The organism is Clostridioides sp. ES-S-0108-01 (genome assembly GCF_020662285.1).
GTDB lineage: Bacteria > Bacillota > Clostridia > Peptostreptococcales > Peptostreptococcaceae > Clostridioides.
Map to the genome: position 1 here is coordinate 112041 of NZ_JADGMN010000007.1, position 24218 is coordinate 136258.

General features: G+C 28.1%; 22 protein-coding genes. 1 reads left to right on the forward strand and 21 read right to left on the reverse strand.

What is annotated here, in order from left to right; translation table 11 throughout:
• Positions 1 to 8: 8 nt before the first annotated feature.
• The 14 genes from IR152_RS08835 to ltaE all read right to left on the reverse strand — a co-directional run bounded on the left by IR152_RS08835 (position 9) and on the right by ltaE (position 14060).
• Positions 9 to 761 carry a Stp1/IreP family PP2C-type Ser/Thr phosphatase gene (locus IR152_RS08835; RefSeq protein ID WP_227451441.1) on the reverse strand — a complete coding sequence of 251 codons (753 nt, stop codon included), beginning with the start codon at positions 759 to 761 and terminating at the stop codon, positions 9 to 11.
• Between the two features lie 19 nt (positions 762 to 780).
• Positions 781 to 1812 (reverse strand): 23S rRNA (adenine(2503)-C(2))-methyltransferase RlmN, encoded by a 1032-nt coding sequence (gene rlmN, locus IR152_RS08840; protein WP_227451442.1) that lies wholly within the window; start codon positions 1810 to 1812, stop codon positions 781 to 783.
• Positions 1813 to 1819: 7 nt separating this feature from the next.
• The gene (rsmB, locus tag IR152_RS08845) at positions 1820 to 3145 is read right to left on the reverse strand and encodes a 16S rRNA (cytosine(967)-C(5))-methyltransferase RsmB (RefSeq protein WP_227451443.1); all 1326 of its coding nucleotides are present in this window, start codon (positions 3143 to 3145) and stop codon (positions 1820 to 1822) included.
• 62 nt (positions 3146 to 3207) lie between these two features.
• Positions 3208 to 3909, reverse strand: coding sequence for a zinc metallopeptidase (locus IR152_RS08850; protein WP_227451444.1), 702 nt, complete (start codon positions 3907 to 3909; stop codon positions 3208 to 3210).
• Positions 3910 to 3977: 68 nt separating this feature from the next.
• Complete coding sequence (locus IR152_RS08855; protein WP_227451541.1) at positions 3978 to 4730, reverse strand: DUF116 domain-containing protein; 753 nt, start codon at positions 4728 to 4730, stop codon at positions 3978 to 3980.
• A gap of 9 nt (positions 4731 to 4739) precedes the next feature.
• Entirely contained in the window at positions 4740 to 5669 is a 930-nt protein-coding gene (gene fmt / locus IR152_RS08860) for a methionyl-tRNA formyltransferase (RefSeq protein WP_227451445.1), read from the reverse strand.
• A gap of 14 nt (positions 5670 to 5683) precedes the next feature.
• Positions 5684 to 6124 carry a peptide deformylase gene (def, locus tag IR152_RS08865; protein WP_227451446.1) on the reverse strand — a complete coding sequence of 147 codons (441 nt, stop codon included), beginning with the start codon at positions 6122 to 6124 and terminating at the stop codon, positions 5684 to 5686.
• 17 nt (positions 6125 to 6141) lie between these two features.
• Complete coding sequence (priA, locus tag IR152_RS08870; RefSeq protein WP_227451447.1) at positions 6142 to 8667, reverse strand: primosomal protein N'; 2526 nt, start codon at positions 8665 to 8667, stop codon at positions 6142 to 6144.
• 237 nt (positions 8668 to 8904) lie between these two features.
• Positions 8905 to 10104 (reverse strand): bifunctional phosphopantothenoylcysteine decarboxylase/phosphopantothenate--cysteine ligase CoaBC, encoded by a 1200-nt coding sequence (coaBC, locus tag IR152_RS08875; protein WP_227451448.1) that lies wholly within the window; start codon positions 10102 to 10104, stop codon positions 8905 to 8907.
• 4 nt (positions 10105 to 10108) lie between these two features.
• Positions 10109 to 10375: a DNA-directed RNA polymerase subunit omega gene (gene rpoZ, locus IR152_RS08880; RefSeq protein ID WP_003416246.1), complete on the reverse strand. Its 267-nt coding sequence runs from the start codon at positions 10373 to 10375 to the stop codon at positions 10109 to 10111.
• 2 nt (positions 10376 to 10377) lie between these two features.
• On the reverse strand, positions 10378 to 10995 hold the full coding sequence (gmk, locus tag IR152_RS08885) for a guanylate kinase (RefSeq protein ID WP_227451450.1): 618 nt from the start codon (positions 10993 to 10995) through the stop codon (positions 10378 to 10380).
• Between the two features lie 29 nt (positions 10996 to 11024).
• Complete coding sequence (locus tag IR152_RS08890) at positions 11025 to 11906, reverse strand: YicC/YloC family endoribonuclease (protein WP_227451452.1); 882 nt, start codon at positions 11904 to 11906, stop codon at positions 11025 to 11027.
• Positions 11907 to 11909: 3 nt separating this feature from the next.
• Positions 11910 to 12740, reverse strand: a complete 831-nt coding sequence (dapF, locus tag IR152_RS08895; RefSeq protein WP_227451453.1) for a diaminopimelate epimerase — start codon at positions 12738 to 12740, stop codon at positions 11910 to 11912.
• A 285-nt stretch (positions 12741 to 13025) separates the two neighbouring features.
• Positions 13026 to 14060 carry a low-specificity L-threonine aldolase gene (ltaE, locus tag IR152_RS08900; protein WP_227451455.1) on the reverse strand — a complete coding sequence of 345 codons (1035 nt, stop codon included), beginning with the start codon at positions 14058 to 14060 and terminating at the stop codon, positions 13026 to 13028.
• A gap of 294 nt (positions 14061 to 14354) precedes the next feature.
• Here ltaE and IR152_RS08905 point away from each other — a divergent pair, with 294 nt between their 5' ends.
• On the forward strand, positions 14355 to 16130 hold the full coding sequence (locus IR152_RS08905) for an NFACT family protein (RefSeq protein WP_227451457.1): 1776 nt from the start codon (positions 14355 to 14357) through the stop codon (positions 16128 to 16130).
• 214 nt (positions 16131 to 16344) lie between these two features.
• On the opposite strand, the gene cplR is transcribed toward IR152_RS08905, so the two are convergent.
• The 7 genes from cplR to IR152_RS08940 form a co-directional block, all read right to left on the reverse strand.
• On the reverse strand, positions 16345 to 17997 hold the full coding sequence (gene cplR / locus IR152_RS08910; RefSeq protein WP_227451459.1) for an ABC-F type ribosomal protection protein CplR: 1653 nt from the start codon (positions 17995 to 17997) through the stop codon (positions 16345 to 16347).
• Between the two features lie 289 nt (positions 17998 to 18286).
• Complete coding sequence (locus IR152_RS08915; protein ID WP_227451461.1) at positions 18287 to 19495, reverse strand: uracil-xanthine permease family protein; 1209 nt, start codon at positions 19493 to 19495, stop codon at positions 18287 to 18289.
• A gap of 282 nt (positions 19496 to 19777) precedes the next feature.
• On the reverse strand, positions 19778 to 20311 hold the full coding sequence (gene pyrR, locus IR152_RS08920; RefSeq protein WP_227451462.1) for a bifunctional pyr operon transcriptional regulator/uracil phosphoribosyltransferase PyrR: 534 nt from the start codon (positions 20309 to 20311) through the stop codon (positions 19778 to 19780).
• Between the two features lie 357 nt (positions 20312 to 20668).
• On the reverse strand, positions 20669 to 21616 hold the full coding sequence (locus tag IR152_RS08925) for an RluA family pseudouridine synthase (RefSeq protein WP_227451464.1): 948 nt from the start codon (positions 21614 to 21616) through the stop codon (positions 20669 to 20671).
• A complete protein-coding gene (lspA, locus tag IR152_RS08930) occupies positions 21585 to 22031 on the reverse strand; it encodes a signal peptidase II (protein WP_227451466.1) in 447 nt (148 codons plus the stop codon). The genes IR152_RS08925 and lspA overlap by 32 nt, the downstream gene beginning before the upstream one ends.
• Positions 22032 to 22330: 299 nt before the next feature.
• Positions 22331 to 23110 (reverse strand): polysaccharide deacetylase family protein, encoded by a 780-nt coding sequence (locus IR152_RS08935; protein WP_227451468.1) that lies wholly within the window; start codon positions 23108 to 23110, stop codon positions 22331 to 22333.
• A gap of 49 nt (positions 23111 to 23159) precedes the next feature.
• Positions 23160 to 23642 carry a TraR/DksA C4-type zinc finger protein gene (locus tag IR152_RS08940; RefSeq protein WP_227451470.1) on the reverse strand — a complete coding sequence of 161 codons (483 nt, stop codon included), beginning with the start codon at positions 23640 to 23642 and terminating at the stop codon, positions 23160 to 23162.
• Positions 23643 to 24218 lie beyond the last annotated feature (576 nt).

The following is a 24218-nucleotide window of genomic DNA, read 5'->3' on the forward strand; positions in this document are numbered from 1 at the left end:
CGTCCTAATTATACTTTTATCACTATAACCGAAACATTATCTTTACCAGAAACATCATTGGCCATACTTATCAATTCTTCACTTATATTACTAATTCTCTCATATTCATAATCTAATATTAAATCTCTTATATCTTCATCATTAATAAACCCAGTTAATCCATCTGTCGCAAGAAGTATTATATCACTTTTTTTGATTTCTTTCTTAAAAATATCTACAACAACCATATCATCTGTTCCAATTGCTCTAGTTATTCTATTCCTCTGTGGATGTCTTCTCGCCTCTTCTTCTGTAATAACGTGAGCCATCATAAGTTCTTCAACCACGGAATGGTCTATAGTTATTTTATCAAATTTTTCATCTGTTAACAAATAACATCTGCTATCTCCAACATTTGCCACATATAAGACATTATTATACACTATAGCTGTAACTAATGTAGTTCCCATTCCTTCAAATTCTATATCTTCCATAGATTTTTTGTGCACAATTGAGTTTACACTATTATAAGCCTGTTTTAATATATCATCTATATAGTCTATTTTTACATTATCATGTTGTAATAAGTTTTCTTTTAGAAAATCAATTATATTTTCTACTGCTAATTTACTGGCGACTTCACCTTTTTTATGTCCACCCATTCCATCAGCTATGGCAAATATTCCTATTGGACCATGTTCTGTATCTATAACTTCTCCCTCACAATAATCTTCATTGTTTTTTCTTATTTTTCCTATATGGGAGGCACAACTATAAACCATACGACTTCCTCCTTACAAATTACTTGTATTTTCTTCTCAATTGCCCACAAGCTCCACTAATATCAGAACCCATAGACATCCTAACTGTGGCAGGTATATTATTTTTCTCCAAACTATCCCTAAACTTATAAATAAATGTTTTATCTGGCTTTTCGTATTCTCTTTCTTCAACTTTATTTATTGGTATTAAATTTACATGACACAGCATACCTTTTAAGAGTTTAGCTAATGCCTTTGCTTCTTTTTCTGAGTCATTTACTCCTTTTATAAGAGAATATTCAAATGTAACCCTTCTATTTGTCTTTTTTATATAATATCTGCATGCATCTAATATTTCTTTAATAGAATAGGCATTTGCTACAGGCATAATTTTTCTTCTTTCTTCATCATAGGGTGAATGAAGTGATAAAGCTAAATTTATAGCTATTTCTAAATCTGCCAACTCATACATTTTAGGTACTATTCCACAAGTTGAAAGAGTTATATGTCTATACCCTATATTAAGACCATTTTTTTCGTTAATTATTTTTAAAAATTGTTTTGTATTTTCAAAATTATCAAGTGGTTCACCACTTCCCATCAAGACAAGATTTGATACCCTCTTGCCAGTATCTTCTTGAATTTTAATAACTTGGTCTAAAATCTCCCATGGCTCTAGGTTTCTAATCAATCCATCCATTGTAGATGCACAAAAATTGCACCCCATCCTACAACCTACTTGATTAGAAACACAGACAGTAACTCTACTATCATAATCCATCATCACAGTTTCTATTATATTTCCATCATCTAATAAAAACAAATATTTTTTTGTACTATCTACCTTAGATTCTAACTTTAATTCTATATCTATATGCCCTATACATGAAACCTCTTCTAATTTATTTCTCAAACTTTTTGGTATATTATTCATATCATCAAAAGTTTTTGCACCCTTATATATCCAAGAGAATATTTGGCTTCCTCTAAAGGGCTTTTCATCTATAGTTTTCATAAATTCTTTAAGTTCAACTTCAGTAAAATTCTTTAATACTACCTTTTTATTTTCCATTTTCTCACTACCTTATTCTTTTTAATTTTGCTATGAAAAAACCATCTATACCATGAATATTAGGGTATATTTTTAAGTATCCTTTATCCTGATTGTCTAAATCTACATTTACTGTATCAATTGGAGTAAATTCAAAATTGTTATTTTCTTCAACAAAAGAATTAACTATATTTATATTCTCCACATCTTGAATTGTACATGTACTATATACTAAAGTTCCACCAATTTTGACATACTTAGATGCATTTTCTAGAATTTTCTTTTGTATAGAAGTGATGTCTTTTAACTCTTCTTCTTTCTTATATTTAATCTCTGGTTTACGTCTTATTATACCAAAACCAGAGCAAGGAACGTCTGCTAAAACATAATCAAATTTACTTATACTATTTTCATCAATCTCAGAAGCATCAAATCTTTCTATACATACATTTTTAAGTCCCAATCTGTTTATAGTAGACTTTATAAGCTTTAGTTTATGCTCAAAAATATCTCTAGCTACTACTTGACCAGTATTGTTCATTAAAGTGGCTAAGTGGGTAGATTTTCCTCCAGGAGCACTACATACGTCCAAAACGAATGAACCTTCTCTTGGATTAATTACTTTCCCTACTATCATAGAACTTATATCTTGAATTGTAAATAAACCAGCCTTAAATAATTTATTTTTTTCTATATTTTTCATTTTTTCGACTTTAATAGCTTCTTCTACCATAGGAATTTTTAAACATAAAATGCCCATTTCACTTAATTTTTTAATAAGTTCTTCTCTACTTATTTTAAGTGTATTTGTTCTTATATAGATACTAGGCTTTTCATTGTTCGCTTCCAACAAATCTTCAGTAAATTCTTGTCCAAATTTCTCTATCCAATTTTTTATAATCCAAGAGTTATAAGAATACTTTATAGATAAGTATTTTACACTATCTTCCTCAGCTATGTCCATTATAGTATCCTTACTTCTTATTTCATTTCTAAGAATGGCATTTATGAAACCAGAAGACTTTTTATCATATTTCTTAGATAGTTTTACAGTTTCATTAACTGCTGCATAATCAGATATACTATCTAAAAACAAAATCTGATATGTTCCCATTCTTAAAAAGATTTTAACATAAGTTGACATTTTTTTTACTTTTATTTTTGAAAGTTTATTGATTATATAATCTAAATAATACTTATTTTCTACTACTCCATATATTAATTCTGTGGCAAGCCCTCTATCCATGTCACTCATTTCTAAGTTTTTAAAATGTTTATTTATTGCAATATTTGAGTAATTATCATTTTTTTCTATATCACATAATACTTTAAATCCAATTTCTCTTGCATCCATATAAATTTCTCCCTTATTATTAAACATAAAAAAGGGTTGTTTCTAAACAACCCACTTTACTTTTAGTCATTTCTTCTTTGAGCTATTAGTAACAATCTAAGTAATTGAAGTATTGAAACCAATGCTGCTGCAACATATGTTAAAGCTGCTGCTGAAAGCACTCTTCTACTTTGTCTTGACTCACTCTCATCTATAATACCTAAATTTCCAAGTTGGACGATTGCTCTACTTGAAGCATTAAATTCTACAGGCAATGTTATTATTTGGAATAACACTGAAGCCGAAAACAATAGTATCCCAATTTTTAAAAATGGACCAGCCATAATAAATCCTATAAGTATTAAAAACCAAGATATACTTGAAGCAAAATTTACTACTGGTACTAAGCTACTTCTTATTTGAAGAGGTGCATAACCTTTAGCATGTTGTATTGCATGACCACATTCATGTGCAGCTACTGCAACAGAAGTTATAGATGTTCCATAATACACATCTTCTGACAATCTTACAGCCTTTCTTCTTGGGTCATAATGGTCACTTAGATGCCCTCTAACCATTTCTATACTTACATCATACAAACCATTTGAATCAAGTACTCTTCTTGCTGTTTGCTCTCCAGTATATCCTCTACGTGTATTTACTCTTAAATACTTATTTGTTGTTGAACTTACTTTAAATTGTGCATATAAAGCAAATAATATAGCTGGAATTAATACAACCATCGTTGGGTCAAATCCCCAAAAACCGCCATATACAGGGTACATAAATAACACTCTCCTAAAATATATTTTTATTATACATCCTCTTAATATTCACATAACTTAAAAACAGTTTAATTACAAGCTAATATACTTTTTCCTGTTAAAAAGTCTATAGTTTTTTCAATATCTACCATATCTACATTAGTATTTACACAAGGCCCATTAGGTCTTTTGTTAAATACACCTAAAACAGGAATTTTTTTAATATCTTGTATTCCAGATGTCAAATCTCTTTCACATGCAACAGCTACAACAGCTTTAGGTTTATTGTCTATTATAATTTTTCTAGCTAAAGTTCCTCCTGTAGCTACAAATATTTTTACATTAGTTCTTTCCTTTAGCTTAATTAGTTCTCCTATGTTGCATCTTCCACATTCTTTACAATTATCTATATCATTAGTAACTTTTAATTTACAACTATTCTCTTGAATACAATGAGGTATTAAAATTATTATATCCTCTGGATTAAAATTATATTTATTACTGTATATATATTCATTATTTAACTTTATATATATTCTTCTAATCTCACTTTTTGACATACCAAATGATGATGCAATGAAAGATATAATAGGAAATAATCCACTGACAATCTTAAAATTTATCTTCATTATATTTGAGTTAACATTCTTTCCTTTAATTACTCTATAAGTAACTGCTGTTGAACATAGTATTATAAGTATTAGAGACATTATTATAATATTTATTATTAAAGAAAATATTTGAGTCAAACTTATTATAAAAAAATTTACAACTCCTACCAAAATCCCTAATATTAGAATTAAAATCCCAACACTTGTTAAATACTTCTTTATATCTGTCATACTTTTCACCTAACCCAATACTAAACCAGTTTCTATAGTATTCCCTTTTATATATTCACCAACCAACATTCTCTTTTTATTTGGCATCTGAATTTCTTCAATTAAAAGCACCTTATCTATAGTGCTTACTTTTATACCCTCTTTGCTTACATCAATTATTGTACCTGCACCTTTGGTGCTTTTTTCATCTAACACTTTAGTTTTCCAAACTTTCATTATAACACCATTATAGGTAGTATAAGCACTTGGCCATGGATTTACACCTCTAACTAAATTATGTATTTCCCTAGCACTTTTTGAAAAGTCTATATTACCTAATGATTTATTCATTATTGGAGCATAAGAAAATTCCTCATGATTTTGTACTTCTCTTGGAGCAGTTCCTTCTTCAATTAACTTTAATGTTTCTTTTAATGTTTCTGCTCCTATATTCATCATTTTATCATGAAGTTCTCCTGCTGTTATATTATCATCAAGATTTACTTCTGTCTTTAGTATCATATCTCCAGTATCTAAACCTTCATCCATATACATAGTTGTAACACCAGTCTTTTCTTCACCATTTATTATTACCCAATTTATAGGTGCCGCACCTCTATATTTTGGAAGTAAAGAAACATGAACATTTATACATCCAAGTCTAGGAATCTCTAATATTCCTTTTGGAAGTATCTGCCCAAAAGCTACAACCACTATTACATCTGGATTTAAAGATTTCATTGTATCTATAAATTCTTTATCTCTAGCCTTGATTGGTTGATATACAGGTATATTATTTTCAATTGCCAGTTCTTTTACTGGACTCATACCCAGTTTTTTACCTCTTCCTTTTGGTTTATCTGGTTGAGTTACAACACCTAATATTTCATACTTCTCATCTATTATTTTTTGTAAACAAGGAACTGCTATATCAGGAGTTCCCATAAATACTATTTTCATTAAATCAACTCCTACTACTTTTCTATTCTATCAACAAATAGAATTCCATCTAAGTGGTCTATTTCATGACAAAATGCTCTAGCCAAAAGTTCTTCTCCTTCTAACTCTATTGTTTCACCATTTCTATTTAAAGCTCTAACTTTTACATAATTTGGTCTTCTAACATCTCCAGCTTCTCCAACAACACTTAAGCACCCTTCCTCATCTATTTGCTCCCCAGATGTTTCTATTATTTCAGGATTTATAAGTTCTATAAGCTCTTCTCCAATATCTATTACTACTACTCTTTTTAAGATTCCAACTTGAGGTGCAGCTAATCCAACACCATCTGCATTATACATAGTTTCTGCCATATCATCTAATAATTGTATTATCTTTTCATCAATTTTTTCAACCTTTTTTGATTTCTTTCTTAATACTGGTTCTCCTATTTGAACTATTTGTCTTAAAGCCATTATATTTCCTCCTAAATTTATAATACACTGTTTGGATTAATATCTATAGATACATTGATATTCTTATCAAATATCAAATCTCGTTTTGTTATACATATATATTTTATTATACCCTTTAACAGATTAATTTCAATATTTTCATCTTTAAAGAGTATCTGCCACCTATAATTTTGATTTATTTTTGATATTGAACATGGATTTGGACCTAATATAAATCCTAAATCATTTATACCCCTTTTTTCTAATAAATAAATCAATGATGCATGCATATTTTTTATATTTTTTACTACTAATTGCTCATTTTCCCCACTAACAACTACACTCAACATGTTATTAAAGGGAGAATATCCAAATGCTTTTCTTATTTTTATCTCATCTTCATAAAAACCCTCATAATCATACTCAATAGCATGTTTAATAGCATAGTGTTCAGTATCATAAGTTTGAAGCACTACTTTTCCTTCTTTATCAGCTCTCCCTGCTCTTCCAGAAACTTGAGTTATCAATTGAAATGTAGTTTCAAAGCTTTTAAAATCTGGAAAATTTAGTATCATATCAGCAGATAAAATACCTACCAAAGTTACATTTTCAAAATCCAGCCCTTTACTTAACATCTGCGTTCCAATCAGTACATCCGCTTCTTTATCTTTAAATTTATTTAGTATCTCATCTAAAGTACCTTTTTTTGAAGTTGTATCCTTATCCATTCTCAAAGTTTTTATATCTGGAAAAATATATTTTAATTCCTCCTCAATTTTTTGAGTTCCAACTCCAAATGGCTTAACATAGTTACTTTTACATTCAGGACACTCTTTTGGGATTTCTTTCTCATATCCACAATAGTGGCATCTTCCAATATTCCTTTTCTTATGATAAGTTAAAGATATATCACAATTTTCACATTGGAACACATATCCACATTTTCTACAAGATACAAAATTTGCATAACCTCTTCTATTTAAAAACAGTATCACTTGACTATTTTCTTCAATCGCACAACTTATTTCTTTTTGTAATTTCAAACTAAATATGCTTCTATTTCCTTTATCTAGCTCATCTTTCATGTCTACCACTTCAATATTTGGAAGAGGTTTATCATTTGCTCTACTCTTTATATTTATAAGTTTGTATTCTCCAGATTTTGCCCTATAATACTCTTCAATTGAAGGTGTAGCTGAACCTAAAATAAGAGTTAGATTATTTTTTAACGCCATAAATCTAGCCACTTCTATAGCATTAAACTTTGGATTCTTCTCAGACTTATATGATGACTCATGACATTCATCAATTATTATCAAGCCTAAAGAATTAAAAGGTGCAAATAAAGCCGACCTAGCTCCAATTAAAACTCTTACTTTACCTGCTTTGACAGCCTTATAAACATCATGTTTTTCTCCTTCAGATAGTTTACTGTGAAATACTCCAACTAAATCTCCAAACCTACTCTTTAGCCTATCTATTGTTTGAGGAGTTAATGCTATCTCAGGTACTAAGAATATACTGTCTAAACCTTGACTTAGAGCAAATTCTATTATTTCTATATAAACTTCAGTTTTTCCACTTCCAGTTACTCCATGAATTAAGTATGGTTTTTTATCATCCACAAGCATATTCGACTTTATCTCATCAACTGCTTCTTGTTGCTCATTGTTTAATTTTATATTTTTTAATATGGATTTGTAAATACTTTTTGGTTCTCTATAATAATCCTTAAATTCTAGGGTTATTAACTTTTTCTTACTTAAAGAGTTTATACTTTGTTTTGAAGCATTTAATAAATTCAATAAATCATTTATCTCTACATTTTTATTATTTTTAAGAAAACTTAATATCTCTTTTTGTTTACTTCCTACATTTATTTTATTTCGCTCTATATAATCGTCAATTTTATCACTTTCCAAACTCAAAGATATATAACATACTTTCTTCTCGTTTTTGTGATTTTTGTATTCCCAACATAATTTTATAATTCCATTTTTATTCATTGTGTACAAAGAACTATTTAGATTCGGTATATATTTTAGCTTATCAACCTTAATTTTACCTTTACTATCAATTACTTTTTCTACTATTTCTTTATTTTTATCACTTAAAGTTGATATTTTTTCCTTCAATTCAATATCGTTTAATCCACTTAAATTTTCACCTAATAAGACTACTTTATAATTATTTAGTTTGTATCCTTTTGGATATATCAAATTTATACATTCTATATAAGTACACAAATATCTATTTTTCATCCAATAAACCAATTCTAAGTCTTCTTTTCTAAATATTGGATTTTCATCCAATATATCAATAATTTCTTTTATTTTTATTTTTTCATCTAAGCTATCTGTAAATTGAAATACAAAGGCTTCTGTTGGTTTATTACCTTTTCCAAATGGTACTAATATTCTATGACCAATTTTTATAACATCATATAAAAATATAGGAATTTGATATGTAAATAAATTATCTGTGTATATAGTATTACTTCTAACTATTACCTTTGCATATTTTTTCATTGTAAAACCTCTACTTAAATTTAATCTACTGTTCATATTTTAATATATTTTACAAAATATCAAAATCTCAGTATTTATAAAAAATTTCAAGTTAATAATATTAACTCTATATTAATAATTAACTATTAATCATATTTTATACTTTATGACAAAAGAAATGCTGAAAACTACAATTTAACTGACATTTGCGAGTTTTTACTCGCTAAAATTAAATTGCAACTTTCAGCCACTTTAGCTGTGATAAAATACACAAATATCATATTTAAAAAGGTCTTATTTCTCAAGCAATGCTTTAACTTCATCTAAAATAACATTGGCTACTTCTTCTTTTTTCATTTTAGGATACTCAGTAATATTTCCTTCTACATCTATTATTTTTACAATATTAGTATCAGCTCTAAAACCAGCACCCTCTTTGGTTAAATCATTTGCCACAATAAAATCTAGATTTTTCTTTTTTATTTTTCCTTTGGCGTGTTCTATAAGGTCATTAGTTTCAGCTGCAAAGCCTACTAATATCTTATCTTCTTTTATTTTTCCTATTTCATAAGCAATATCATAATTCCTACTTAGTTCTATTGATAAATCATCATTCTTCTTTTTAATTTTTTTGTCAGAATAAGTTTTTGGTTTATAATCTGCAACTGCTGCACTTTGAATTACGATTTTATTTTCACTTAAATTTGATACTACTGCTTCGTACAAGTCTTGTGCTGACTCTATTTGAACAAACTTTTTAAGATTTTGTGGAATAGAAAGATTTGTAGGGCCTGATATTAATGTTACATCAGCACCTCTAGATATAGCTTCTCTCGCTATAGAATATCCCATCTTCCCAGAAGACCTATTAGTTAGATATCTTACTGGGTCTATACTTTCTACAGTTGGACCAGCTGTAACTATTATGCTCTGACCCTTTAAATCTTGCTCTTTAGTAAGGTTTACCAAAACTTCATCCACTATTGCATCTGGATTAGCTAATTTACCTGCTCCAATATCTCCACATGCAAGTCTTCCACTCTCTGGTTCAATAAATTTATATCCAAAATTCTTTAAAGTTTGTATATTTTTTTGAACAATTGGATTTTCATACATATTAGTATTCATAGCTGGTGCTATCAGAACCTGTGCTTTGGTTGCCATAACAGTAGTTGTTAACATATCGTCGGCTATCCCATTTGCAATCTTTCCTATAACATTTGCACTTGCTGGTACTATTAAGAATAAATCTGCTTTTTTTGCCAATGATATATGCTCAACTTCCCAAGTTTTTGGTTCTTCAAACATATCTTCTACTACATAATTTTGACTTAGTGATTGAAATGTAAGTGGTTTAACAAATTCTGTTGCTGATTTTGTCATTATAACATGGATATTTGCATTTAGTTTTTTTAACTTACTTACAACATTACAAGCCTTATATGCAGCTATTCCTCCGCTTATGCCAATTACAACAGTTTTATCTTTTAGCATGACTTTACTCCTCTTCTGAAATTTGTTGGTGTTGCTCAGCATGATGTCTAGCTTCTTCTATCTCTATTTCTTCTTCTGTTAGTAATCTATATGTTATTTTTCCACTTGCAACTTCTTTAGTTGCTACACATACAGGCTTCTCCTTAGCTTTATTTGAAACATATGGCTCTTCTCCATCAATTAATTTTCTTGCTCTCTTTGAAACAGTCCCTACTAAATAGTATCTGTTGTCTATTTTTTCTAGTACCTCATTGATAGATGGTTTTAACATAATTATAATTCCTCCTTGAATTTCTCTATTATAATATTTTTATATCTGCTAACTTTATTCTTTTCAGATGATATTATACCTTCTATTTCTTTAGCAGATGTTTTTACATCTTCATTAAGTATAAAATAATCATAATCCTTAATCATTTTAATTTCTTCATATGCACAGCTAAATCTCTTCTCTATTTCAGCTTCTGTTTCTGTACCTCTTCCAACAATTCTATTTTTTAGTTCTTTAAGTGATGGTGGTAGTACAAATATAAATACTCCCTCTGGGCAAACTTCTTTTATTTGTTTTGCTCCTTGCATTTCAATCTCCAATAATACATCCTGTCCATTTTCTAAACATTCCATTATTGCTGCTTTTGGAGTTCCATAAAAATTATCATAAATTTGAGCATACTCCAAAAACTCACCTTTTTTTATCATATCTTCAAACTTTTCCTTGCTTATGAAGAAATAATTTACTCCATCAACTTCTCCAGTTCTGGGTTTTCTTGTAGTAGCTGATACAGAAAGTTTTATTGTATCATTTTCTTTAAGTAGTTCTTTGCAAATAGTACCTTTTCCTGCACCTGATGGTCCTGATACAACTAGCAATAATCCTTTTTTCGCAAACATTTAAGCATTCCCCTTCTAATATTGTATTCTTACTCTATATTTTGTATTTGTTCTCTTATTTTTTCTAATTCGCTTTTTACTTCCACTACTAAATTAGTTATATTTATATCAGATGACTTCGAACCTATAGTGTTAGTTTCTCTATTCATCTCTTGTATTAAGAAATCTATTTTTCTACCTATAGAGTCCTCTTTAAATATAGTATTTTTAAGTTGTCCTATATGACTTTTAAATCTAACTATTTCTTCTGTTATACTGCTTTTATCTGCATATATTGCAACTTCTTGTGCTAATCTATTCTCGTCTATTATACTTGGGTCGTCCAATAATTCACTTATTCTCAAATTTAATTTTTCTCTATAATCTTCTACAACACTGCTTGAATATTTTTCAATTTCTTCTATATGATTTTTTAATAAATCACATCTCATGCTAATATCTTCAGCTAATTTTTTACCTTCTTCACTTCTCATTTCTCTTAATTTGATTAATGCATCTTCAACTGCTCGATTCAACATTGACCATAATAAATCTTCATCTTCTTCTTTTTCTTCTATTTTCACAATATCAGGAAACTTTGCAACATTCATAACACTAATATCATCTATAATATCAAATTTATTTTTTATTTCTCTTAGTATATCTATATATTGAGATGCTAATACCTCATCAAAGTTTAAGTTTACATCTTCTTTGCCTAACAAGTCAAATTTTATGTATAAATCTACTCTTCCTCTTTTTACATAATTTTTTACTAAATTTCGAACCTTATCCTCTAAAAATGAAATTTTTCTTGGAAGACGTATGTTTATATCTGAATACTTATGATTTATCGTTTTACACTCTACTAAAAAGTAATAATTATCATCCTTGTATTCTCCTCTTCCAAAACCAGTCATACTTATAGCCATTAATTAAACCTCCAAAACACCTTCACATATTTTTACTGCTGAACCTGTCATATAAGAGAAATCTCCTACATCTATTTTAACTGTTCCACCTTGAGAAGTTACATTTACACTACTTTCTACCATATTAAGTAGATTGCACACTATTGCTGATGCAGTCATACCAGTACCACAACCTAGAGTATATCCACAACCTCTTTCCCAAGTATAAACATGTATATTATACTTATCTTCTACCTTTACAAAATTTACATTCGTTTTTTCAGGAAAAATTTTATTATTTTCAATCTCTTTTCCATATTTACAAACATCATCTACATCTAGCTCATCTACTATAACTACTGTATGAGGAACCCCCATCAACATAGAAGTAACTTTAAATTCTCTATCTAAAACTCTTATACTTTCTTGCACAAAACGTTCCTTCCCTGCAAGTACAGGAACATCCTTAGCTCTAAAGCTTCCTTCTCCCATGTTGACTCTTATAGAGTTTATTTCTCCATTAATAAGATTTATTTTTATATCTTTTATGCCATCTAATGTATCTACTGTAAAATTTTCTTTTCTGACTATACAATTATCATAAACAAATTTACAAAAACACCTAAGACCATTTCCACACATAGCTGCTCTTGAACCATCAGAATTATAATATACCATTTCTACATCTGCAACTTTTGAATTTTTCACAACTAACAATCCATCTGCTCCTACAGAAAATCTTCTATGGCATACTTTTTTTGCTAAAACAGTATAATCAGATGGTTCTATTTGGTCGAATCTTCCATCTATTGCTATAAAATCATTCCCTATTCCATGTAGTTTCCAAAATTTCATAAGTATCGCTCCTTCGTAAATTAACACTTAAACTATTATAACATAAAAAAATTCCCATAAACTTATAATTTATGGGAAAAGTTTTGTAATGACAACTATAATTTGAGGATGTGAGGGAGAGTTGCCATTACAATTAGGGTAATTATATTATGTTTTTAAGCTAGTTCTTTCTATGTTTATATAATAATATTTCTATATGAATTTTATGTATGTTTTATTTAAACTATCTATGAATTTTTTAATTAAATATCTAATAACTAGCTATAATTCTTTAGTAGATACCTACTAACATACACCGATTAATTCTTTAAGTGTTTTTAAAACATAGTCTAAATCTTCTTTAGTAATATCTACATGAGTTACAAATCTATACTCACCATTTTCCATCTTATTAATTTTTATGTTTCTTTCAAAAAATTCTTTTATTAGAACCTCTTCTTTTATAACGTCTTCACCCATCTTAAAGAACACCATACTTATGTCTGGATTAACATTGTTTACTTCAATGCCATCAATTTTATTTAATTCACAAGCTAAGTATTTTGCATTTTCATGGTCTTCATTTAATCTTAAAGTCATTTTTTCAATGGCAATTATACCAGCAGCTGCAACTATACCTACTTGTCTCATTCCCCCACCCATAACTTTTTGCTTTCTTCTAGCTTTTGCTATAAATTCTTTACTTCCAGCAAGTATAGAACCCATTGGTGCAGCTAAACCTTTTGACACACAGAACATAACACTATCACAGCACTTTGCTATTTCTTTAGCTTCTACACCCAAAGCTAATGCTGCGTTAAATATTCTTGCTCCATCTAGATGTACTGGTAAGTTATGTTTCTCAGCTATTTTTTTAATTTCTCTTAAATTATCAAGACTCACAACAGTTCCACCTGAATATGCATTTTCTACACATATAAGCCCGGTCTGTGGTTCATGTATATCATCTCTTCTAATTGCCTTTTCAACAAGTTCAGGATTAAGAGCTCCATTTTCATCTTCATCTATAGTTCTAAGCTGAACTCCAGCTATCACAGCAGGTGCTCCAACCTCATGAGTTACAATGTGATATCCTTTACCAATAATTATTTCTTGCCCTCTTAGACAATGAGTGAATAAGGCTAATTGATTCCCAAAAGTTCCACTTGGAAGGAAAATAGCATCTTCTTTTCCAACTTTAGCTGCTGCTAATTCTTCAAGTTTATTTACAGTAGGGTCATCTCTAAAGATTGAATCTCCAACAGGAGCCTTTGCCATAGCTTCTCTCATTTCATCAGTAGGCATAGTAACAGTATCACTTCTTAAATCGATAAATTTCATTTTTTCAACCTTCTTTCATATTAGATACTATAAAACTTTAAAATTGATTTATTTTTGTAAAGTTCATATACTTTCATAACTTATACTTTACACAATAATTATACTATATTTATTTTACATTTAAGCCACTTTAAATTATTAATTTTAAAAATAATGTTTCGTTCCTATAAGTATAAATAGTTATACAATTTAAATATTAATCTTTATTGTTTAAATTTCCCCTAGTCACAAGGCGTATATTATGTGTATAATTAATTTACTGGCTCATTTTGGTCAAAGAAAGGGGTGCTATATATGGCATTAGATGGATTAGTTATACATTCAATAGTCGATGAATTATCATCAAAACTTACAGGTGGAAAAATAGATAAAATACATCAGCCTGAAGATGATGAGGTAATTTTTAATATAAGAAATAATAAAGAAAATTTTAGATTGGTTTTGAGTGCAAGTGCTTCAAATCCTAGAGTTTATCTTACAAGCAATTATCAAAAAGAAAACCCACTAAAAGCACCTATGTTTTGTATGTTACTTAGAAAATACATACAGGGTGGAAATATAGTAGAAATTTCTCAAATAGGCTTTGAAAGAATAATAAAAATAAGTGTTGAATCTTTAGATGAATTAAAGGAAAAGACAATTAAAAATATTATGATTGAAATTATGGGAAGACATAGCAACATAATAATAACCCATGGTGAAGAAAATAAAATTATAGATTCTATAAAAAGAGTACCTTTTAGTATAAGTAGAGTTCGTCAAGTTTTACCGGGTCATGATTATTCATTACCACCAGAACAAAATAAACTTAATCCTCTTGATAATATACCTAAGGATTTGTTTATCAATAGCCTAAGTGAATCTGAAGGACCTATCTTTAAGTCCATATATTCTAAGTTTCTAGGTATAAGCCCTACTATATCCAAAGAAATTTGCTACCGAGCAGATGTAAATCAAAACACTATCATAAGGGATATATCTAATGAACAATTTGATTCTTTATACAAAGAATTTTGTAATTTATTCAATGATATAAATGCTAATAAATACTCACCTTGCATTGTCATAGATAAAAAAGTAGATAAGGTAGTTGATTTCAGCTGTGTAAATCTTACATTATTTAGTGATTTATCCTATATAAATAAGGAAAGTATGTCCCGTATACTAGAAGATTTCTATAGAACTAAAGATATTAAGGATAGAATCAATCAACGTTCATCTGACTTAAAGAAGAGTATATCTGTTAAACTTGATAGACTTTATAATAAACTAAAAAAACAGGAAGAAGAATTGTCAGAGTCTGAAAATGCAGATATTTATAAGATAAAAGGAGAATTGATTACTTCATATATCTACATGGTAGAAAAAGGTATGGAAAGTATTGAAGTTGCTAATTTTTATGATGAAAATTGTAAGAATGTAACAATAGAATTAAATAAAAACTTGACACCCTCTGAAAATGCTCAAAAATATTTTAAAAAGTATAACAAAATGAAACATGCTAAAGTTGAAATATCTCATCAAATTTCATTGAATAAAGAAGAAATAGATTACTTAGAAAATATAATTTTAAGTATTGAAAACTGTGAAAATTTAGCTGAATTACAAGATATAAAAGAAGAACTTGCTAAGGTTGGATATATCAAGACTCAAAAGAAAAACAGTAAAAAGGATACTATCCCTTCTACAAAACCACATGAATTTGTGTCTTCTGATGGATTTAAAATATTAGTTGGTAAAAACAATAGGCAAAACGACTATCTTACACTAAGACTTGCTGATAATGACGACTTGTGGATGCATACAAAGAATATTCCTGGTTCTCATGTAATAATAAAGTGCGCTGGTAAGGAAGTCCCTGATAATACTATATTTGAAGGAGCTATACTGGCGGCATTCTTTAGTAAGTCAAAGCTTTCTTCTCAAGTGCCTGTAGACTATACTAAGAGAAAAAATGTAAAAAAACCTAGTGGTTCTAAACCAGGTATGGTTATTTATGAGACTAACAGTACTATTTATGTTACTCCTGAAGAAGAAACAGTAGCTAAACTTAAGGTTAAATCTGAATAAACTCTGTACTAAGTACAAAATGAGCATTAGATAATAATACATTATTATTGTCAATGAAAATAGTGGCATTCTTATAAAATCCAATATGAATGCCACTTTCTATTTAACTCACTTTTAATTTTCTAACAAAGTATTTTTATGTTTTAATAGCTATACTTATATTCCCAATAAGCATTTTTAGTCTTCTTATATAGATATAATTAAAAAGTTAATATTAAAAGCTATTTTTTAATTTGATGATTTGTTTTAGTAACTCATTGTATTCTGATTCGTACAGTTCTTTTTTTAGACTATCCTTTTCTATAGATAACATAGATATAATAGTCGTAAGTCTATTTTCTAATACTAGAAGATTTTCTTTTTTAACTTTATCTTCTCTACTAGGAGTTTTTTTATTTCTGCTAATTATATATTCATCATAGTTACAATCAAATTCCCTTATTTTAGTATCTCTTATCTCTATAATATAGTTACAAATATGTGATATAAACACTCTATCATGAGATACTATAAGCATAGTTTTATCAGTGTTTATCAATGCTTTTTCTAGTGCCTCCATAGATTTTATATCTAAGTAATTTGTCGGTTCATCAAATACTAAAAAATTATTATCTTCCAATATTATTTTACATAATGCTATTTTTACCTTTTCTCCACCACTAAGTACTTTTACTTTTTTGTAGACATCATCTCCCTTAAATCCAAAGAGGTTTAAGTTTATCCTTATAAAAGATTCATCAAATGAACTACTGACTTTAGTATTGTATAGAACACTATTTTCCTCATCTAATAAACTTTGATGCTGGTCAAAATAACCTACTTTCACCTTGTTATTTATTTTTATATTGTCATTTTTATTAGTCAATATTTCTTTTATCATAGTACTTTTTCCACACCCATTATCACCTAATAACGCTATCTTTTTACCTCTTTTTATTTTAAAAGAAACATTATCTAATAGAAGTTTATTTCCTGCCTTTAGAGTCATATCCTTTATCTCTACTAGATTTTTACTAATTATCTCCATTCCATCTTGAATCTTAATCTTCATTTCTGCAGAAGTTTTAGGTTTATTCTTTACCTCAAGTTTGTCAATTCTACTTTTTATGGCCTTCACATTTGAGTCTAACTTTTTCTTATTAGTTTGACCACCCATTTTGTGTAATCTAGCTTCTGAATTACCCATTCTTTTTGGTGTTTTTCTTATACCATCGCTTAAAGCTTTTTTATATAAAAGAGCTTTTTCAAGTCTTTTTTTCTCTTTAATATATTCCTGATACTCAAAATCAGCTCTTTTTACTTCTTCATCTTTTTGCATTAAATAATCAGTGTAATTGCCTTTGTAAGCTTTTAATTTTCCATCTTCTATTTCTAATATAGTTGTACATAACTCGTCTAAAAAACGTCTATCATGAGATATTAATAATAATGCTCCCTCATGCCTTTTAAACATATCTTCCAAAGTCCCAATACTTTTTTTATCTAAGTTTGAAGTTGGCTCATCAGCTATTATGATATTTTTCTTATCACTCAGTGCATCTGCTATTTTTAGTTTAACTTTTTCCCCTCCTGATAAGTACTCTTCAAACCTATCTGGAGCATTTAAAAGACTCTTCTCTTTACTATTACTACATGTTTCAATATTATTTTCACTCTGACTTATATAAGAATAGCTGTCTGTGAGGTAAACATATCCTTCGTCAATTTCTATTTCACCCAATATTGCCTTTAATAATGTTGTTTTTCCTTGACCATTTGAACCGACTAGACCTATTTTATCATTTTCTGATACTTCAAGCTTATCTATATCCAAAATTAATTTGTCAGCATAATATTTCTTTAAATTCTCTACCTTTACTAACAACATAAAAAAATCCCTCCTTAACACACTTAAATATAAGGAGAGATTATATAAATAGGCATAACAAATAAACGTATAGACTATAATCTACTCTCCTTAATTTAAGCATCGCAAATAAAGCCACCAAAATAGGCTTTTCAAAAATTACAATACTTTAAATTATAAAAAATAGATTATATTCTCATTGTCCCAGTTACCTTGCCCTTTCTTTCATTTATTTTTAATCATTATATCAACAATAATTACAAATGTCCATAGAAAATTAATTATTTAAAATTATACAAGATACAATTTATTATTCTTCAACTTTAAAATCTTGATTATTTAAAATTCTATTTAATACAATTCCAACAATTGCAGCTAAACTAAGACCTGTTATCTTTACTGTACTTGTTATAGGTATTCCAATAGAAATGCCTTTATTAGATAAATATGTTGTTCCAAGACCTATTAGTAATATAACTGCTATTATTAACATATTTATCTTACTTTCTACACAAGAACTATCTCTTATAGTTTTTAATCCTACATAAGTTATCATTGAAAATAGCATTATACTAATTCCACCCATAACTGAACCTGGTATACTTTGAAGGAATCCTCCAAACTTGCCTACACACGCAAGTAATATAGCAAATACCGCCGTACGTCTAAGTATTGAAGGGTCATAGTTTTTTGTTATAGCAAGTACTGCTGTATTTTCTCCATAAGTTGTATTAGCTGGTCCACCTAAACAACCTGCAACTATAGTCGCAAATCCATCTCCAAGTAGGGTTCTATTTAACCCTGGATTTTCTATAAAGTTTTTACCTACTACAGCACCATTAGTAGTCATATCTCCTATATGTTCCATAAATACAGCTAACACAACTGGAGATATAATAACAATTGCTCCTAAACTGAATTTAGGAACTGTAAAGTTAGGTATTGCAAATAAACTTGCTTCTGTAATTGTAGTCACATCTACTAACCTTAATATCAAACAGATTATATACCCAGAAAAAACAGCTATTAATATTCCTAATTGTTTTGTAAATCCTCTACCAAACTTATTAGTTAAAATTGCTATTGCTAAAGTTATGAATGCTATTACAAAATTGGCTGAAGCCATACTAAAAGCTGTTGGTAATAAATTTAAGCCTATAACTACTATCATAGCTCCTGTAACTTGTGCTGGAAAATATAATTTAATTTTATTTACTCCAACTATTTTTACTATAATCGACATTATAATATAAATTAATCCTGCCACTATTATACCACCTTGAGCATATGCTAAATCTCCTCCATACACATCTTTAGCTGCTAGTATAACTGGTATAAATGCAAAACTTGAACCTAGAAAAGCAGGTACTTTTCCTTCTGTACAAAAATGAAATATCAATGTACCAACACCAGCACAGAAAATTGCAACTGACGGATTAAATCCTGTCAAAATAGGAACTAATACGGTTGCTCCAAACATGGCTAATAGATGTTGTAAAGACATTATTGTTTTTTTCATAAAAACCTCCAAAATTATTATATATAAATAAATCCTCTGTCTAATTAATATCTTTTAATTAATTATCATTCCCTAGATTCTATTTTTTAACCTCTATATGCTTATTATATAACTTATCATTATTTTACATTTTACGACAAAAAAACTCAAACAAAGGAGAATAAAGACTACATTAAGACACACATCCATAAAATTATAATATTTATTTTGTGCAATCTATGTAAGCTTTATCCTCCTCCCTGACTATTCAATGCTAAGCTTTTATATAATATTTAAAAATAATTATTCTTTGATTATAACCGAATCTTCTCCATCAATTTCTAATAAACTAACAGCTATAATTTCATGTCTAGAAGTAGGTACATTTTTTCCTACATAATCTGCTCTTATAGGCAACTCTCTATGACCTCTATCTACTAACACTGCTAATTGTATTGCTTTAGGTCTTCCTATATCGATAATAGCATCCAGTGACGCTCTTACACTTCTTCCTGTATATAAAACATCATCAACTAGAACTACTGTCTTATCATTTACATTGAAGTCTAAGTATGTTCCCTTAACTACAGGGTCAACATCAATTTTTTCCAAATCATCTCTATACAAAGTTATATCAATATCTCCTGTATCTACTTTTGTTCCTTCTATTTGTTCTATTTTTTTAGAAATTCTATTTGCAATTGGTACACCTCTAGTCTTTATTCCAACTAAAACTAGATTTTCTACACCTTTATTTCTTTCAATTATTTCATGACTTATTCTAGTAATTGCTCTTGCTATTGCCTTTTCATCCATTAATTGAGCTTTTTCTACCATATCCTAATTATCGCCAAAGATATAATATATCTCTTTGACAAATATACCCCTTTCTTTTAATTTTTTATAACTTTATCTTTACTTAAAATTTCAATTTAAACAGCAAAAAACTCCTCATCACAAGACAAGAAGCTCTTATATAAAAATATACAGTCTAATTTAGCAATTGTCTTACGATATCTCCGTATCGTTTAAAGATAATTTTTTAATCCATTAACTCAAATTATATATTTATATTTCAAATTTTTCAAGCTTTTTTAAATAAAATACTTTAATGTGAAATATTTTATTTAAATTTCACTAAATTTATCACTTATATAAAAACAAACACATGATTTATAAGTATTATACAAATACCTATTTTATTTTTCTAATAACTTCCTTAAAATACTCAGGTAATTCTGAATTAAATTCGATATATTCCTTAGTAGTAGGATGTATAAACCCCAACTTCTTAGCATGTAAAGTTTGCCCTTTTAGTTTAAATTTATTTTCTTTTGGACCATATACACTATCACCTAAAAGTGGGTGATTTATAGACAAAGCATGAACTCTTATTTGATGAGTTCTACCAGTTTCAAGCCTAGCTCTCATATGAGTAAATTTATCAAATCTTTCTACCACTTCAAAATGAGTGATTGCATTTTTTCCACCTTTTACTACAGCCATTTTTAACCTATCCTTAGGATTTCTTCCTATAGGTTTGTCAACAGTTATTTTATCTTCTTTAACCACACCATAGCATATAAATTCATACTCCCTAGTTATAGTATGTTTCTTCAATTGTTCCGCTAGAAAATTATGTGCATAATTATTCTTGGCTATCATAAGAAGACCAGAAGTATCTTTATCTATTCTATGAACTATACCAGGTCTAATAACGCCATTTATTGATGATAATTTATCTTTGCAATGATACAAAATTCCATTTACCAACGTATTTTCATAATTCCCAGGAGCAGGATGAACAACCATATCCTGAGGTTTATTTATTATTAATACATCATCATCTTCATATACAATGTCTATTGGAATATCTTGAGATACAACTTCTAATACTTTAGGTTTTGGTATCTCTATAACAATCTTATCCTCCTCTTTAACTAGATATTTAGCCTTTTCTACTTTATTATTAACCTTTACTTTGCCATCTTTTATAATTTTTTGTATATAACTTCGTGACATATCACCTAATTGTTCTGCTAGGTAAATATCAAGTCTAACTTCTTCTTCCTCTTCAAGTACTAAAAACTCTTTTACTTCATCCATTAAATCACCTACTTTTACTTTCAAAAAATAAAACATATATACATAAAAATACAGTTCCTATAACTACAAATACATCAGCTACATTGAATACATATTCCCATATAATCCTAAAGTCAAAATAGTCTACTACAAAGCCCAACCTCACTCTATCAATCAAATTTCCTAAAGCACCAGATATGACTAATACAACCCCTAACTTGCCAAGTATATGTACCTTTCTTGTATTAAGATAATATAATCCAAATACGGTTGCAAGTAATGCAACTATTATAAATATCCATTGATTGTTTTGTAATAATCCAAATGCTGCACCTCTATTTTCGACATATGTCAAATGAAATACATTATTTATTATTGGTATGGTTGATACACCTACCAAATTATTCAATACCCATATTTTAGACAGTTGGTCTAATCCTATAAGTAGAATTATTATTAATACATAGAACAATGATTTTTCCCCCTATAAATTATTTAAAAATCAACTTTATCTGAAATACACTATTACTATTATACAAAAAAAATACTCTAAAGAGCAACTTTATTAAAATTGTATTTTTTAATAAAACTAGCATAAAATTTAAAATAATACTATTTTTTATATTATAAATTATTACACATTTAAAATCTTATTATTATGTATAAAAAATTTAAGAGTGCTATACTACTCAATACTTTTTATGTATTTTATAGCTTAAAGATTAATGATATTTATATTTACAAGTACCATTAACCTTCAAACTAATATTTTTATTTTTGTACTTGCTTATTTTTATCTAAGTGTTGTATAAGTTCAGATACTGTTACGAATTTATATCCTCTCTCTTTTAATTTAGGAATTACTACTTCTAAAGCTTGTATAGTTTGTGACTTATCGTTTCTTTTAGTATTATAATCATGCAAAAGTATTATATTACCATTTTGGACTTTCGTAAGGATAGTATTTATAATTGTATCTACTCCGGGATTTGACCAATCTCTAGGGTCCAAGTTTGACCAAAGAATTATATTCATATCTTTAGAAACTATAATATCACACACATTTTTACTCATGGCTCTATATGGAGGTCTAAATATTTTTGGTTCTACTCCTATTACATTTTTTACAACATTTTGTGTATCTGTTATTTCTTTTTCTACATTACCATAACTATTTTTTGCAACATTTATATGTGTAAATGTATGATTTCCTATTTCATGTCCCTCGTCGTGCTGTCTTTTTAATAAATCTTTGTTGCACTTTACTTTTTCTCCAATTACAAAAAAAGTTGCTTTTACATCATTTTTCTTTAATATATCCAGTACTTGTGGTGTAAAATCCTCATCTGGACCATCATCGAAAGTCAACGCTAGAATTTTTTCATCCTCATTTCCTTTCTTGATTATTACATCTTCATAATCGTCTTTTATATTGTCATTTAAACTATAGGTTTCTTTTAAACTATTTTGATTATGTGTATTATGATTATATGTATATACACCTACCATAGATAATAAACATATACATATAGCCAATATTGCTTTCTTCATGTGATTACCTCTTTTCTAATTCATTCTAGCAATATATGATGTCAGTTTTTTAATCTCTCAATGTTCCATTCTTATTTAAATCAGTTAAATTTGTTAGGTCTTCTGAATAAAAGTTAGAATCTTCTACATCAGGATTTTGCATTGCATCACCTAATAAAGTATTTTCTTTTTTTGCACAATTGTTGCACAGACTTGTATCAGGTAATATATCTAATCTTTCTAAATCGATTTGATTATGACATAAATCACAAATTCCATACGTTCCATTTTCTATTTTAGATAATGCTAAATCGATTTGATATAGCCTTCCTTCTTCATGATTTATTAAACTGTTTTGCATATTTTGCATATATAAATCCGTTCCCATATCTCCTATATGATTATCATAACTAGATAATTCTCCTGATGAATATTTTTCGCTTGTATGTTTAGTTGTATCTCCAAATAAAGTATTATCTTTCATATCCTCTACTAAATTAGTTAAATTTTCTCTTTCTTTTAATAATTTATCTTTATATTTTTTAGTATCCATTTTTAACACCTCTAATTTTAATATTTATATCATAAAAATAGTATGTGGAAAAGTAAATTAAACATACAATAAAAAATAAGATTTGATTCAAAAAAAGAGAGTGTCTCAAAATGAACTTTTTAGTTCATGAAACACTCTTTTTTCTACTAAATTAAATATATTTTTACTGTAAATTAGATACATAAAAATAAATTCATTTAATTATATAAATTTAAAAAATATTTTTTTGATATATTATTGACAATTTTCATTATAAGAGTTAAAATTAATTCATAAATTACATATTGGGCATAAAATGTGATGTATACATGTTCGAAGTTAGTTCAGAAGGCTATGGTTTTCTGATTTTTTTATGCTCAGTAGTGATATGCAAAAAAGACAAAGTTAACATCAGTTAACTTTTACCTTTATTCTACTTTCCCCAAAGTAAGAATAATCTAACCCCTTTGAGATGAGCAAAAGCTCATCTTTTTTTATCACAAAAAGAGAGAGAATATTGTATTAATAACATTCTCTCTCTTTCCTAACATATACTTTTTATTAAAATTTATTTACAACATAAAGATAAATAATACA

Bases quoted from the DNA above. Each gene is read 5' to 3' on its own strand.
- pyrR (WP_227451462.1), bottom strand. From the start codon at position 20,311: ATGGTAGAAAAAGCTCAATTAATGGATGAAAAGGCAATAGCAAGAGCA.
- rpoZ (WP_003416246.1), bottom strand. From the start codon at position 10,375: ATGTTAAAACCATCTATCAATGAGGTACTAGAAAAAATAGACAACAGA.
- rlmN (WP_227451442.1), bottom strand. From the start codon at position 1,812: ATGGAAAATAAAAAGGTAGTATTAAAGAATTTTACTGAAGTTGAACTT.
- IR152_RS08915 (WP_227451461.1), bottom strand. From the start codon at position 19,495: ATGAAAAAAACAATAATGTCTTTACAACATCTATTAGCCATGTTTGGA.
- dapF (WP_227451453.1), bottom strand. From the start codon at position 12,740: ATGAAATTTTGGAAACTACATGGAATAGGGAATGATTTTATAGCAATA.
- rsmB (WP_227451443.1), bottom strand. From the start codon at position 3,145: ATGGATGCAAGAGAAATTGGATTTAAAGTATTATGTGATATAGAAAAA.
- IR152_RS08935 (WP_227451468.1), bottom strand. From the start codon at position 23,110: ATGAAGAAAGCAATATTGGCTATATGTATATGTTTATTATCTATGGTA.
- IR152_RS08890 (WP_227451452.1), bottom strand. From the start codon at position 11,906: ATGGCTATAAGTATGACTGGTTTTGGAAGAGGAGAATACAAGGATGAT.
- IR152_RS08905 (WP_227451457.1), top strand. From the start codon at position 14,355: ATGGCATTAGATGGATTAGTTATACATTCAATAGTCGATGAATTATCA.
- IR152_RS08835 (WP_227451441.1), bottom strand. From the start codon at position 761: ATGGTTTATAGTTGTGCCTCCCATATAGGAAAAATAAGAAAAAACAAT.
- fmt (WP_227451445.1), bottom strand. From the start codon at position 5,669: ATGAAAATAGTATTTATGGGAACTCCTGATATAGCAGTTCCTTGTTTA.
- IR152_RS08850 (WP_227451444.1), bottom strand. From the start codon at position 3,909: ATGTACCCTGTATATGGCGGTTTTTGGGGATTTGACCCAACGATGGTT.
- IR152_RS08855 (WP_227451541.1), bottom strand. From the start codon at position 4,730: ATGACAGATATAAAGAAGTATTTAACAAGTGTTGGGATTTTAATTCTA.
- ltaE (WP_227451455.1), bottom strand. From the start codon at position 14,060: ATGAAATTTATCGATTTAAGAAGTGATACTGTTACTATGCCTACTGAT.
- cplR (WP_227451459.1), bottom strand. From the start codon at position 17,997: ATGTTGTTAGTAAAGGTAGAGAATTTAAAGAAATATTATGCTGACAAA.
- IR152_RS08940 (WP_227451470.1), bottom strand. From the start codon at position 23,642: ATGGATACTAAAAAATATAAAGATAAATTATTAAAAGAAAGAGAAAAT.
- coaBC (WP_227451448.1), bottom strand. From the start codon at position 10,104: ATGCTAAAAGATAAAACTGTTGTAATTGGCATAAGCGGAGGAATAGCT.
- priA (WP_227451447.1), bottom strand. From the start codon at position 8,667: ATGAACAGTAGATTAAATTTAAGTAGAGGTTTTACAATGAAAAAATAT.
- def (WP_227451446.1), bottom strand. From the start codon at position 6,124: ATGGCTTTAAGACAAATAGTTCAAATAGGAGAACCAGTATTAAGAAAG.
- IR152_RS08925 (WP_227451464.1), bottom strand. From the start codon at position 21,616: ATGTTTTATTTTTTGAAAGTAAAAGTAGGTGATTTAATGGATGAAGTA.
- gmk (WP_227451450.1), bottom strand. From the start codon at position 10,995: ATGTTTGCGAAAAAAGGATTATTGCTAGTTGTATCAGGACCATCAGGT.